Origin of the sequence: Agromyces sp. NPDC058104 (assembly GCF_042884835.1) — a bacterium.
GTDB lineage: Bacteria > Actinomycetota > Actinomycetes > Actinomycetales > Microbacteriaceae > Agromyces.
In genome coordinates this window covers 208,793-221,595 of record NZ_JBHVTD010000004.1, presented here as the reverse complement: position 1 = coordinate 221,595, position 12,803 = coordinate 208,793, and the positions used below count along the sequence as shown (strand labels likewise).

Annotated in this window: 9 protein-coding genes; 3 read left to right on the top strand and 6 right to left on the bottom strand. The window is 73.7% G+C overall.

Going from position 1 to position 12,803, the window contains the following annotated elements; translation table 11 throughout:
- Window positions 1-10 precede the first annotated feature (10 nt).
- Complete coding sequence (locus ACFVTH_RS18435; protein WP_387094146.1) at window positions 11-4,021, top strand: carboxypeptidase regulatory-like domain-containing protein; 4,011 nt, start codon at window positions 11-13, stop codon at window positions 4,019-4,021.
- Window positions 4,022-4,086: 65 nt separating this feature from the next.
- Window positions 4,087-5,577 (top strand): adenosylhomocysteinase, encoded by a 1,491-nt coding sequence (gene ahcY / locus ACFVTH_RS18430; RefSeq protein WP_387094143.1) that lies wholly within the window; start codon window positions 4,087-4,089, stop codon window positions 5,575-5,577.
- A 24-nt stretch (window positions 5,578-5,601) separates the two neighbouring features.
- Here ahcY and ACFVTH_RS18425 read toward each other — a convergent pair whose 3' ends face one another.
- Entirely contained in the window at window positions 5,602-6,444 is an 843-nt protein-coding gene (locus ACFVTH_RS18425) for an RDD family protein (RefSeq protein ID WP_387094140.1), read from the bottom strand.
- A gap of 17 nt (window positions 6,445-6,461) precedes the next feature.
- Here ACFVTH_RS18425 and ACFVTH_RS18420 point away from each other — a divergent pair, with 17 nt between their 5' ends.
- A complete protein-coding gene (locus tag ACFVTH_RS18420) occupies window positions 6,462-7,457 on the top strand; it encodes a stage II sporulation protein M (RefSeq protein WP_387094137.1) in 996 nt (331 codons plus the stop codon).
- Window positions 7,458-7,533: 76 nt separating this feature from the next.
- Here the strand turns inward: ACFVTH_RS18420 and ACFVTH_RS18415 are convergent, their stop codons facing one another.
- The 5 genes from ACFVTH_RS18415 to ACFVTH_RS18395 all read right to left on the bottom strand — a co-directional run bounded on the left by ACFVTH_RS18415 (window position 7,534) and on the right by ACFVTH_RS18395 (window position 12,802).
- Window positions 7,534-8,292, bottom strand: coding sequence for an aquaporin (locus ACFVTH_RS18415; protein WP_387094135.1), 759 nt, complete (start codon window positions 8,290-8,292; stop codon window positions 7,534-7,536).
- A 164-nt stretch (window positions 8,293-8,456) separates the two neighbouring features.
- The gene (locus ACFVTH_RS18410; protein ID WP_387094133.1) at window positions 8,457-9,794 is read right to left on the bottom strand and encodes a DUF58 domain-containing protein; all 1,338 of its coding nucleotides are present in this window, start codon (window positions 9,792-9,794) and stop codon (window positions 8,457-8,459) included.
- A 1-nt stretch (window position 9,795) separates the two neighbouring features.
- Window positions 9,796-10,842, bottom strand: a complete 1,047-nt coding sequence (locus ACFVTH_RS18405) for an AAA family ATPase (RefSeq protein ID WP_387094130.1) — start codon at window positions 10,840-10,842, stop codon at window positions 9,796-9,798.
- Window positions 10,839-12,140: a DUF4350 domain-containing protein gene (locus tag ACFVTH_RS18400; protein WP_387094127.1), complete on the bottom strand. Its 1,302-nt coding sequence runs from the start codon at window positions 12,138-12,140 to the stop codon at window positions 10,839-10,841. The genes ACFVTH_RS18405 and ACFVTH_RS18400 overlap by 4 nt, the downstream gene beginning before the upstream one ends.
- A complete protein-coding gene (locus tag ACFVTH_RS18395; RefSeq protein ID WP_387094124.1) occupies window positions 12,137-12,802 on the bottom strand; it encodes a DUF4129 domain-containing protein in 666 nt (221 codons plus the stop codon). Before ACFVTH_RS18395 ends, ACFVTH_RS18400 begins: the two co-directional genes overlap by 4 nt.
- Window position 12,803 lies beyond the last annotated feature (1 nt).

The window sequence follows — 12,803 nt, the reverse complement described above, 5'->3', positions numbered from 1 at the left end:
CGGAGACCACGTGCGTCCTCGATCCTCCCTGCCGACCCTGCGCGCCGCGACTCGCGCCGGCCTCATCGCGCTCCTCGCCTCGACGCTCGTGCTCGGGGGGTCGGGAGCGGCCTTCGCGGTCGAGCCGTCCCCGACCGCGCCGGCGACCGAGGCGCCGTCCCCGACCGCTCCGCCGGCCGATGAGCCGGCGTCGTCCGAGGCGCCGACGAGCGAGCCCGACTCGGGCGCCTCCTCGTCTGAGCCGCCATCCCCGTCGGAGGAACCCGCGCCGGCGGAGCAACCCGCCCCGGCGGAGGAACCCGCCCCGGCGGAGCCGACGGCGACGGGGTCGATCAGGGGCACCGTGGTCGCCGACGGGGGCGCGTCGGTCGCCGGCACGACGGTCAGCGCCCACCGGCACAACGGCGAGTACCTGGAGTGGGCTGCCGGGGTCGACGTCGACGTCGACGGCGCCTTCGCGTTCGAGGCGCTCACCGCTGGTACGTACACGTTGCAGTTCTCGCCGCCCGCCGGCTCGCAGCTCGTGGGTGAGTGGTGGAACGACCAGTCGATGGAGTGGTACGCCGACACCTTCGAGGTCGAGGACGGCGCCGAGGTGAGCGGACTCGAGGCCACCCTGGCGATCGGCGGCTCGCTCGCCGGCGTCGTCTCCGGCGACGGCGGTGCGCCCCTGCCCGAGGCCACCGTCACCGCCTATGCGCTCGTCGACGGGAATCTCGAGTACGGCGGCAGTTCGTGGACGGGCGAGGACGGGGCCTTCACGATCGCGGGCCTGGCCGCGGGCCGGTACACGCTCGAGTTCAGCCCCCCGTGGGGCTCTGCATACACCGGCGAATGGTGGGACGACCGTCCCGACCAGTCCGACGCCGACACCGTCTCGGTCGTCGGCGGTGAGACCCTCGACGGTCTCGACGCGACGCTCTCGGCGGGCGGCGGCATCAGCGGACAGGTGACCGGAGACGACGGAGAGCCGCTGCCCGGGGTCAATGTCGCCGCCTCGAACTGGGGTTCGTGGGGCTTCGCGACGACGGACGCCGACGGCCGCTACGAGCTCGTCGGCCTCTCCGCAGGAAGCTACACGCTCTCGTTCGCGCCCGACGAGTACGAGCCGGGGCCGGCGGCCGGCTACATCCGCGAGTACTGGGACGACGTGCTGGTCGAGTACGACGCGACACCGGTGGTCGTCGAATCGGGCCAAGCGGTGACGGGCATCGACGCCCGGCTCTCGCGGGGCGGCTCCATCGCCGGCACGGTCGCGGTCGACGGCACCCCGATCCCCGGTGTCGAGGTGTCGGCGAACGGCCCCGGCTGGGGTTCGACCACGACCGATTCCGACGGTCGCTACACGCTCGAGGGCCTGGCGGACGGCCTCTACGAGGTCTGGTTCACGATGCCGAGCGGAACCCCGTACGTCGGCGGCTCGGCGACGGTCGAGCTGGTCGGCGGCGATCCCGTCACGCTCGACTACACGCCGGCCCGGGCGGCGAGCCTGTCCGGTCGCATCACCGTGGCGGGGTCCGGTGCGGGTGTGCCGAACGGCGTGGTGACGGTCCACACGTTCAGCGGTGCTGCCGCAGGCAGTGCCACGACCGACGATGACGGCCGCTATTCGGTCGCCCCGCTCGAGGCCGGTCGCTACCTGCTCGAGGTATCGGGCCCCGGCATTCGCACGACCTGGTCGGGCGGCGCCGAGGACCGGCCCGGCGCCGAGGTGTTCGCGGTGGCGGCCGAGCGCGAGACGGTCCTCGACGTGGCTGCTGCCGCCGGGGGCGAGGGGGCGATCGCCGGCACGGTGTCGCTCATGACCGCCGAGGGCACGGTCGCAGCGCAAGGTGCGATCGTCGAGCTCTACACCGAACGAGTCGAGCCGCTGCGCAGAACGGTGGCCGGGGCCGACGGCTCGTACGCGTTCGACGGGCTCGAGGCCGGGCGCTACGCCGTGCGGTTCGCCGAGTCGGAGTGGGCGGCCTCCTCGTGGTGGTGGGACGGCTCGGCGCGCGACACGGCGCGGTACTTCGAGGTCGGCGCGACCGGCACCGTGACCCGCGACTACACGCTCCCGGGACTCGGCCGGGTCGCCGCGGCGCTCGACCTCGACGGTTCCGTCTACGACGGTGACATCGACATCGACGTCTACGATGCCGAATCGGGCGAGGTCGTCGCATCGTCCAGCTCCTTCGACGGGACGGAGTTCTCGGTCTACGGGGTTCCGGCCGGCGCAGTCAAGGTGCACTTCGGCGGGCCGATCCGCGACGCGTGGTGGGGCGGCGGCGACGACTTCGCCGGGGCCGGCACGTTGACGGTGCCGATCGACGGCGAGGCCCGTGCGGACGCCGCGATCACCCTCGACACCGTGCTCAGCGGCGTCGTCACGGATCCGAGCGGCCAGCCGGTCGCGACCTCGGTGCTGATCCGACGCGAGGGTGCGGCGCCGGCATGGAGCACGTGGGCGGACGCCGTCGAGGGCAGGTACCGCGTGACGGGGCTCGAACCCGGGCGCTACTCGGTGACGGCGCAGGCTGCCGGTTCCAGCACGCACGAACCGGTGCTCGTCGACGTCGTGGCCGCCGACCGCGACGTCGTCAGCGACTTGCTGCTCGAACCCGATGTGCGCCTTGCCGGCACCATCACCCACGGCGGTGAGCCCGTCGAGGGCTGCGTGAGCGTCCGCCTGCTCGACGGAACGCCTCGCGACGGCACCTGCACCGATCCGTCCGGGAACTACGAATGGTGGTTCGCCCCGGGTGAGTACCTCGTCACGTTCACCGCGGCCGCTGGGATCGGCGCGGGCGCGATCACCCACCGGGTCTCGGTCGCGGCGGGGCGGACGGACCCGCTGGAGCTCGACTCGGAACTCCCGAAGGGCGGCGTCGTCGAGGGCCGCGTCAGCGCGGATCTCGGCGCAGGGGCCGAGCCGATCGGCGGCGTGTGGGTCACCGCGACCGACGCCGCCCTGGGCGTCGGGCTCGCCTCGATCGACACGGCGGCCGATGGCTCGTACCGGTTGACCGGTCTGCCGATCGGCGTTCCGGTGACGATCAGGTTCGGCCACGCCTGGAACGACCTCGGCGTCCAATGGTGGAACGGGGCGTCCACGCCGACGACGGCGACGGAGCTCGTGCTCGGCACGGAGCCCGCGACCGGTGTGGATGCCGAGCTCGTGCGCGGCGCAACGATCAGCGGTCGCGTCACCGACGCCGACGGTCTCGGGGCGTCGTTCACGACGGTCGAGGTCTACGCCGCCGACGGGCGTCTCGTCGGGGAGAACCTCGCGGACCTCCAGGGCGCCTACCGGTTCTCGGGTCTTCCGGGCGGTGAGTACACGCTGCGGTTCGTTCCTGATCCCGAGCGCACGGCCGGCCTCCTGCCCGAGTGGTGGAGCGACCGCCGCTCGTCCGCGGAGGCCGCGCGCGTCACCGTGGTCTCCGGCGAGGAGACATCCGGAATCGATGCCGCGCTCGAGCGCCGGGGCACCGTCGCGGTCGGCTTGCCGACGCCGGAGGTGGTGGGCACCCCGAAGGTCGGCGAGACGCTGACCGCCGCGGCGACCTCGACGACCGACGGGGCCGAGCTCGCCTACGAGTGGCTCGCCGACGGGCAGCCGATCGCCGGTGCGACCGGAACGGAACTGGCCGTGACCGAGGAGCACCTCGGTGCGCGGATCGCCGTGCGCGTGACGGCTGCGGCCGACGGCTACCGTGCGACCACGTCGATCTCGGCGCCCACCGACGCCGTGGTCGCCGCCGCACCCGATCCCGATCGTCCGCTGATCATCGGCGCGCCGACCGTCGGTGCCAAGCTCAGGGTCCTCCCCGGCGTGAAGCCCGACGGCACGGTCTTCGCATATCGCTGGCTCGCCGACGGTGCACCCGTCACGGGCGCGACCAAGTCGACGCTGCGCCTCGGCGAGGCGCAGGCTGGAGCACGGATCCAGGTCGAGGTCCGGACGCTCCGTCACGGCGTCGAGCTCGATCGTCGGGTGTCCGCGCCCACCGAGCCGGTGGTCGCAGCCGAGCAGTAGGACCGCGGGGTGGGGCGACGGGCGCCGTCGACCCACCCCGCGGCGATGCTGCGAGAATGGACGGCATGAGCTCGCTGCCCGCCACCGCCACCGCCACCGCCCTCCCGTACAAGGTCGCCGACCTCTCGCTCGCCGAGGCGGGGCGCCACCAGCTCCGGCTCGCCGAGAACGAGATGCCGGGCCTCATGGCGCTGCGCGCGGAGTTCGGCCGGTCCAAGCCGCTCGCGGGAGCGCGCATCGCCGGCAGCCTCCACATGACGGTGCAGACGGCGGTCCTCATCGAGACGCTCGTGGCGCTCGGCGCGCAGGTGCGCTGGGCGAGCTGCAACATCTTCTCCACGCAGGACGAGGCGGCCGCCGCGGTCGTCGTCGGCCCCGAGGGCACCGTCGACGAGCCGAAGGGCGTGCCCGTGTTCGCGTGGAAGGGCGAGACCCTCGACGAGTACTGGTGGTGCACCGATCGTATCTTCGACTGGTCGGCCGAGGCCGCCGCGGCGGGCGCCGACTGGATCGGCCCGAACCTGATCCTCGACGACGGCGGCGACGCGACGCTGCTCGTGCACCGCGGCCGCGACTTCGAGGCCGCAGGCGCCGTGCCCGAGGCATCCGCGGCCGACAGCGGCGAGTACCGCGTCATCCTCGACACCCTGCGCCGTTCGCTCGAGCTGAGCCCCGACCGCTGGACCCGCATCGCCGCCGAGCTCACGGGCGTCACCGAGGAGACCACGACCGGCGTGCACCGGCTGTACGAACTGCACGCCGAGGGCGGGCTCCTCTTCCCGGCGATCAACGTCAACGACTCGGTGACGAAGTCGAAGTTCGACAACAAGTACGGCATCCGCCACTCGCTGCCCGACGGGCTGAACCGCGCGACCGACGTGCTCATGGGCGGCAAGGTCGCGTTCGTGGTCGGCTACGGCGACGTCGGCAAGGGCGCCGCCGAGGCCCTGCGCGGCCAGGGCGCCCGCGTCATCGTGAGCGAGGTCGACCCGATCTGCGCGCTGCAGGCCGCGATGGACGGCTACCAGGTCGCCCGCGTCGAGGACGTGGTCGGCGAGGTCGACATCTTCGTCACCTGCACCGGCAACAAGGACGTGCTCCGGCTCGAGCACATGCTCGAGATGAAGCACCTCGCGATCGTCTCGAACGTCGGCCACTTCGACAACGAGATCGACATGGCCGCGCTCGAGGCGCTCGAGGGCGCCGAGAAGGTCGAGATCAAGCCGCAGGTGCACGAGTGGCGGCTGCCGACGGGCCGGTCGATCCTGGTGCTGAGCGAGGGCCGGCTCATGAACCTCGGCAACGCGACGGGTCACCCGTCGTTCGTGATGTCGAACTCCTTCACCAACCAGGTGCTCGCCCAGATCGAGCTCTGGACCCGCCCCTCCGAGTACCCGATCGGCGTCTACGTGCTGCCGAAGCACCTCGACGAGAAGGTCGCGCGGCTCCACCTCGAATCGCTCGGCGTCGTGCTCACCGAGCTCAGCCCCGAACAGGCCGCCTACATCGGCGTGCCGGTCGAGGGCCCGTACAAGGTCGACCACTACCGCTACTGACGGGCGGATGCCCCGGCGCCGGCCTCAGCGCCGGGGAAAGCCGGGCGGGGTCGCCGTGAGCACGGGGCCGAGTGCGGCCATGCGCTCGGCCTCGAGGTCGAGCGCGGCGAGGTCTCGTTCGCGCCGGAGCGCCGCGACCCCGGCGAGGAAGCGCTCGGCCGGTGCCGCGGGCACCGGGGAGACGTAAGGGGCGACCTCGGCCGCGAGCGACGCCGCGACACGGTCACGGCTCGCCGGAGCGAGGTGCGGCGCGTTCTGGAAGAACGACGCGACCCTGCGGGCGAGCGGATCGGGGAGGCGCCCGATGTCGGCGATCGACGCCCACGCGGCGAGCTCGGCCGGCACTCCGAACGCCGTCGACGGCGGCACGGGCACGCGCTCGACCTGGCCGTGCGTGCCCGCGAGGAGATCGCCGAGCCGCTTCGACGACGGATTCAGGAACCCGACGAGCACCGCGAGCCCGCCGAAGGTCATGTAGATCTCGACGACCCCGACGAGCGCCCGGATGAAGGCGTGCCGGAAGCCGATCGCCCCGCCGTCGTCGCGCACGACGCGGAGCCCGAGAGCGAGCTTGCCGAGCGAGCGGCCCCGCGTGGCCGTCTCGACGGTCGTCGGCACCACGACGAGCACCGTCACCAGCCCGGTGATGAACACTGCGCGGAAGGCGGCCTCGTCGACCCCGAGGCCGGCGAGCAGGAAGACGAGGCCGATGAGGAGGGCGAGGCTCACGAGCACGTCGATCGCGGCGCCGCCCGATCGGATGAGGGCGCTCGCGGGCCGCAGGTCGAGGCCGACCGCCTCGCCGGTGAGTACGCCGTCGTCGTCGAAACGGGCGAGCCGGACGGGCTCCGCGGTCGATTCGGCCATGGGTAGTATTCAAGCAGATGGACCTCGAAGCGCTCGCCTCAGCCCGCCGTGACGACTGGCAGCGGCTCGACGCGCTCGCGCGCGACTCGCGCCTCAGCGGGCCCGAGACCGACGAGCTCATCGAGCGGTACCAGGCCGGGGCATCCGACCTCTCGCTCGTGAAGTCGACGGCCGGGTCGACCGCGCTCGGCGACCGGCTCTCGCTCTCGCTCGCCCGTGCCCGGCTGCGGTTCACGGGCGCGCCAGAGAACCCGCTGCGCCAGCTCACCCGGTTCGCCGCGGTCGACCTGCCGGCGGCGCTCTACCGCATCCGCTGGCTGACCCTCGCGGTCGCCGTGGCGACGTTCCTGATCGCGGCGCTGTACGCCTGGTGGATCGGCGGCGACCCGCGCGCGCTCGCGAACGTCGGTTCGGAGCGCGAGCTGCGCCAGATCGCCGAGGAGGGCTTCGCGGCCTACTACTCGGAGCACCCGGCGGGCTCGTTCGCCGGCTCCGTCTGGACGAACAACGCGTGGATCGCCGCGCAGTGCGTGGCCTTCGGCGTGCTCGGCGTCTGGGTGCCGTGGGTGATCATGCAGAACGCGCAGAACCTCGGGGTGAACGCCGCGATCATGTTCGCGTACGACGAGGCCGACACGTTCTTCCTCTACATCGCGCCGCACGGACTGCTCGAGCTCACGTGCGTGTTCGTCGCCGCCGCGGCCGGCCTGCGCATCTTCTGGGCCTGGGTCGCGCCGGGGCCCCGGCCCCGCGGCGTCGCACTCGCCGCCGACGCCCGGGCCCTGTTCACCGTGGCCATCGGGCTCGTGTTCTTCCTCTTCGTCGCCGGCCTGATCGAGGGCTTCGTCACCCCGGCGCCGTGGCCGTGGGCGGTCAAGATCGGCATCGGCGCGCTCGCGCTCGGCGGGTTCCTCTTCTACATGCTGGTGATCGGCGGCCGCGCCCGGCGCGCAGGGGCGACCGGTGATCTCGCCGCGTTCGACGCCGGCGCCACGCGGGTCGTCTCCGGCTGATCCGATACGACGAAGGCGGATGCCCCGTGGTGGGACATCCGCCGTCGTGCGATGCGGGCGCGCGGCCCGAGCGAGCCTACGCGGTGAGCTTTACCGGACGGTCGAAGACCGCCTTGTAGACGACGCCGGCGAGCAGTGCGCCGACGATCGGCGCGACGATCGACGCCCAGAGCTGCGTGAGCGCCTCGGTGCCGCCGAAGATCGCGGTCGCGATCGAACGCGCCGGGTTGAACGAGCCGTTCGAGACCGGGCCGGCGACGAGCACGAGCACGGTGAGGGTGAGGCCGATGGCGAGCGGGGCGAGGTTCGACGCCGCACGGCCGGCCGAGGTCACGCCAAGGATGACGAAGAGGAAGATCGCGGTCGCGACGATCTCGGCGATGAGGAACGAGCCGAGGCCGAACCCGTTCGGCGAGAGCTCGTCGTACCCGGTCGACACGCTGCGGAAGACGGCGATGTCGAACACGGGCCCGGTCGAGAGGATGCCGAGCAGCACCACGGAGCCGAGGATGCCGCCGACGACCTGGGCCGCGAGGTAGCCGAGCACGTCCTTCCACGCGAAGCGGCCGGCGATCGCGAGGCCGAGCGTGACGGCCGGGTTGAAGTGGCCGCCCGAGATCGGGCCGAAGGCGTAGACGCCGACGACGACCGACAGGCCGAGGGCGAAGGCCACGCCGAGGAGGCCGGTGTCGGCGGACGAGAAGATCGCCGCGCCGATCACGCCGAAGACGAGGATGAACGTGCCGAGGAGCTCGGCGATGAGTCGCTGGGTGGTCGACGGGCCGGCGACGACGGGTGCAGGCGACGGGGCGACGGCGGATGCGGTGTCAGACAAGGATGTCCCTTTCGTAGGGTGGCGGCGCCGGTGGCGACCGCTCGAGCGTGGCGCTGCCTCATCGGCGCCTCCCAGAGCGTAGCGAGTCGGCCGTCACCGGACGGTGAACCCCGCGCGAATGTTCGAAAACGGCGCCGCGTGACGCCGCGAGACGTCGCGGCGGCTCAGAGGCGGCCGGTCGCCTTGAGCTCGAGGTAGCGGTCGGCGAGCGCCGGGGGCAGCTCGTGCGGCGCCGCGGTGACCGTCTGCGCGCCGAGCCGGCGGATCGCGGCGCCGACCCGCTCGCCGTCGAGCAGGCCGCGCTCCGCGGCCGCTGCTCCGTAGACCTCGTCGAGGTCGCCGCGCAGCCGGCTCGTCTCGATCAGGGCCGGGTCGGCGACGGAGGCGACGACGACGGTGTGCCGGGAGGTGAGCTGCGGCAGCACCGAGAGCAGGCCGCGGGCGGAACCGGGGGAGTCGGCCGCCGTCAGCAGCACGACGAAGGCGTGGCGGCTCGTCACCGCCCGCACCTGACCCGGTACGAGGGCCCAATCGGCTTCGACGAGCTCGGCGTCGATGCCCGCCATGGTGTCGACCATCCGGGCGAGGAGGTCGGGCCCGCTCGCGCCGTGCACCCGCCCGCGCAGGCGGCGGTCGGTCGCGAGGAAGTCGACCCGGTCGCCCGCGTGCGAGGCGAGCGCTGCCAGCAGGAGCGAGGCCTCGTAGCTCGTGTCGAGCCGCGGCTCGTCGGCGATGCGCGCCGCCGCGGTGCGGGAGGTGTCGGCAACGATCACGATCCTCCGGTCGCGCTCGGGGCGCCAGGTCCGGACCATGAGCCGGGTGTTGCCCGGTACCTCGGGGTCGATGTGCCGAGCGGTCGCCCGCCAGTCGATGGAGCGCACGTCGTCGCCGCGGACGTACTCGCGGATCGAGTCGAACTCGGTGCCCTGGCCGCGGATGAGGAGGGGGGTCCGCCCGTCGAGCTCGCGCAGCCGGGTCAGTCGCGACGGCAGGTGCACCCGCGAGTGGAACGGCGGCAGCACCCGCACGCGGCCCGGCGCCGCGAGGGTCGCCTGCCGCGCCCACAGCCCGAGCGGGCCGGCCGAGCGGATCGTCACCTGCTCGGTGCGGCGATCGCCGCGCCGGGTCGGCACGAAGTGGAGCGTCATGCGGCGGCGCTCGCCCGGCGGGATCGCGAGACGGGTGCGGTTCGTTCCGGCGACCCCGGCCGAGGGCTCCCAGCCGTCGCGGACGGTGGCGCGGAGCATCCGGCCGCCGAGGTTCTGCACCGAGAGCCCGGAGGCGACCGGTTCGCCGAGCCGCACGCGGTCGGGCAGCTCGCGGGTGAACGCCACCGCGCGCGGCGAGCCCGCGAGCGAGAGGTCGACGACCCCCGCGCCGATGACGAGCAGGAGCCACCCGACGAGCGCGAGCCATGCGAGGGGCGCGCTCGAGATGCCCGCCACCACGACGGGGACGACCCCGAGGGCGACGAGCAGCGCGAATCGACCGGTCAGCGCCATCTCAGAGCGGCACCTGCACCTGCTGCACGATGCCGCGCAGCACCTGGTCGACCGAGACGCCCTCCAGCTCGGCCTCGGGGCGCAGCTGCACCCGGTGGCGCCAGACCGGCAGCAGCATCGCCTGAAGGTGGTCGGGGGTGAGCGACTCGTAGCCCGTGAGCCACGCCCAGGCCTTCGCGGCGGCGAGCAGCCCGGTCGTGCCGCGGGGGCTCACGCCGAGCCGCATCGACGGGCTGCGCCGGGTCGCCCGGGCGAGGTCGACGAGGTAGCCGAGCACGTCGTCCTCGACGCGCACCGCCGCGGCCGCGCGTCGGGCCGCCGCGAGCTCGTCGGCGCCGAGCACCGGGGTGACGCCGGCGGCGGCGAGGTCGTGCGGGTCGAAGCCGTCGGCGTGACGGCGCAGCAGCGAGACCTCGGCCTCGCGCTCGGGCACCTCGAGGACGAGCTTGAGGAGGAAGCGGTCGAGCTGCGCCTCGGGCAGGGCGTAGGTGCCCTCGTACTCGATCGGGTTCTGGGTCGCCGCGACCATGAACGGGTCGGGCAGCGGCCGGGTCACGCCGTCGGCCGAGACCTGGCGCTCCTCCATGGCCTCGAGCAGAGCCGACTGGGTCTTCGGCGGCGTGCGGTTGATCTCGTCGGCGAGGAGGATGTTCGTGAACACCGGCCCATCGCGGAACGCGAACTCGCCCGAGCGCGGGTCGTAGGCGAGCGACCCCGTGACGTCGCCGGGCATGAGGTCGGGCGTGAACTGCAGGCGGCGTGTGTCGAGCTGCAGCGTCCGGCTGAGCGTACGCACGAGCAGCGTCTTCGCGACGCCGGGAACGCCCTCGAGGAGCACATGGCCGCGCGTGAGCAGGGCGATGATGAGGCCGGTCACCGCGCCGTCCTGGCCCACGACGGCCTTGCCGACCTCGGTGCGGACGCGGTTCAGCGCGCTGCGCAGCTCGTCGTCGGGCGTCGCGGAGGCCTGCTCGGCGGGCCCCGCCGCGGGCGCCGCCGGGGTCTCCGCCCGGGGGGCCGTCGTCTCGTTCGCGATCGGGTCGGTCATGGTCGCCTTCCTGGATGGTCCGCATCCTGCGGTGCAGAAGCCTGCGGTGCAGAAGCCTGCGGTGCAGAGGTCTCTGGTGCGAGTGTCGCACGCACGGCGCGCTCGAGCTCGTCGAGCTCGCTCGCGAGCCGCACCAGGTCGTGGTCGCCCGAGGGCAGCGCGTCGACGAGCACCGCGCGCACCCGCCCGGGGTCTCGCCCGGTCGAGGCGGCCGCCGCGGCGGCGATCTCGGCGACGTCGGACGTGCGCGGCAGCCGCAGCGCCGAGGCGATGCGCGCGATCGCGCCGAGACGCAGCTGGTCGAGGGCGTGCGTGCGAGCGGCGCTGCGGGCGTACAGCCGTGCACGGCCGACCGAGGTCTCGCCCGCGGGGACGTGCACCGGCAGGTTCTCGACCACGAGCGGCCCGAAGCGGCGACCGCGCCAGATGCCGGCGGCGATCGTCACGACGACCGCGAGCGCGAGCGCGGGGCTCACCCAGCCCGGGGTGAGCTCGCCGAGCGTGGGCGCCTGGTCGGGGGCGGCGTCGAGCGGGCCGGGCAGGTACCAGACGAGTTCGTCGGATGCCCCGGCGAGCCCGATGGCGAGCGCCGCGTTGCCGCGCTCGGTGATGCGGCCGTTCTCGAACGGGGTCGTCGCGCCGACGAGCACCAGTCTCCCGTCGCCCGACGAGGGGCCGGTCGCGAGGGCGTAGCCGTACTCGCCGTCGCGGAAGCACCCGGCCCAGCCGTCGGCGACCGCCTCTTCGTCGATCGTGAACAGGCGCTGGCCGGTCGAGAGCGCCCCCGCGCGCTCGGCGGCGGGAAGGTCGCATGCGACGTCGTCGAGGGCGCCCGAGGCGGCGCCCGCCAGCCGCACGCCGGGGGCGAGCGCCTCGAGCGCGGTGAAGCCCGGCTCGACCACGACGAGCCGGTCGGCGAACATGGCGAGCCTGCCGAGGCGCTGCTCGTCGAGCAGGCCGAACTCGTCGAAGAGCAGTACGGTCGCGCCGGACTTCGCCGCCGTGAGCGCCGTGTCGAAGTCGTCGGCGGTCGTGACGTCGACCCCGTGGGCGCCGAGGACCTCGACGAGCGCCTTCGCCCCGAGCGGCGCCGGATTGTCGGCGCCGAGGCGCAGCCCTGCGCCGCCTGCGCCGCCGCGGAGCACGAGCAGCAGGACCGCGCCGACGACGAGGACGACCCCGAACACGATCCAGATACGCCGGCGGCGCACGTTCGCGCGGAACGTCGGCGTGATGGCGGCGGCTGGAGCGGGTCCTGCGGGGTCGGCGGCTCTCGCAGCGGGCGGTGCGGTCGTCATCCGATCGCCTCCGCTTCGGCGGGGGAGCCGGAGGCCTCCGGTGCGCCGGCCGGGCGGGTCGCGGCGAGCTCGCCTTCGAGCGCGCGCAGCCGCTCGTACCCGGCCGCGCTGCCCTGCCCGCCGAGGTAGCGGACCCCGTCGAACTCGGCGGCGACCGCGACGAGCTCGCGCTCGTGCGCGGGGAAGGGCGCGGCGGCGGCCGCGGCGAAGGCGTGCGCGGTGGTGCCCGGATGCACCTGCACGAGATCTCGGTCGACCGTATTGCGGACGAGCGCGCGGAAGCGCTCCTCGATCGCGAGCGGCCAGTCGCCGTTCGCCGCGGCCAGCTCTGCCGCCCGCCGGAGCTCGGCGAGGCCGCGCAGGTCGCCGTCGTCGAAGAGCGGGACGGCGGCGTGCCGGCGACGCCGGAGGCGGGGCACGCCGAACACGAGGAAGGCGACGAGGACGATCGCGGCGACGGCGAGGACGACGATGAGCGTCACGACGGGAGCCGGCACGCCGCCGGCGCCGTTGAAGAGCTCAGCGAACCAGTCGCGGACGGCCTGCATCGCGAGGTCGAAGGCGGTCGGCTTCGCGTTCTGGTACTCGGGCTTGGAGAGTTCGTCCTCGAGCCACCGACGCGCCTCGGGGGCGTCGGGATCGAGCGGAGTCAGGGCGAGCACC

Coding starts and splice junctions, on each gene's coding strand:
- ACFVTH_RS18425 (WP_387094140.1), bottom strand. CDS start 6,444: ATGGCCGAATCGACCGCGGAGCCCGTCCGGCTCGCCCGTTTCGACGAC.
- ACFVTH_RS18410 (WP_387094133.1), bottom strand. CDS start 9,794: ATGGCGCTGACCGGTCGATTCGCGCTGCTCGTCGCCCTCGGGGTCGTC.
- ACFVTH_RS18420 (WP_387094137.1), top strand. CDS start 6,462: ATGGACCTCGAAGCGCTCGCCTCAGCCCGCCGTGACGACTGGCAGCGG.
- ACFVTH_RS18400 (WP_387094127.1), bottom strand. CDS start 12,140: ATGACGACCGCACCGCCCGCTGCGAGAGCCGCCGACCCCGCAGGACCC.
- ACFVTH_RS18405 (WP_387094130.1), bottom strand. CDS start 10,842: ATGACCGACCCGATCGCGAACGAGACGACGGCCCCCCGGGCGGAGACC.
- ahcY (WP_387094143.1), top strand. CDS start 4,087: ATGAGCTCGCTGCCCGCCACCGCCACCGCCACCGCCCTCCCGTACAAG.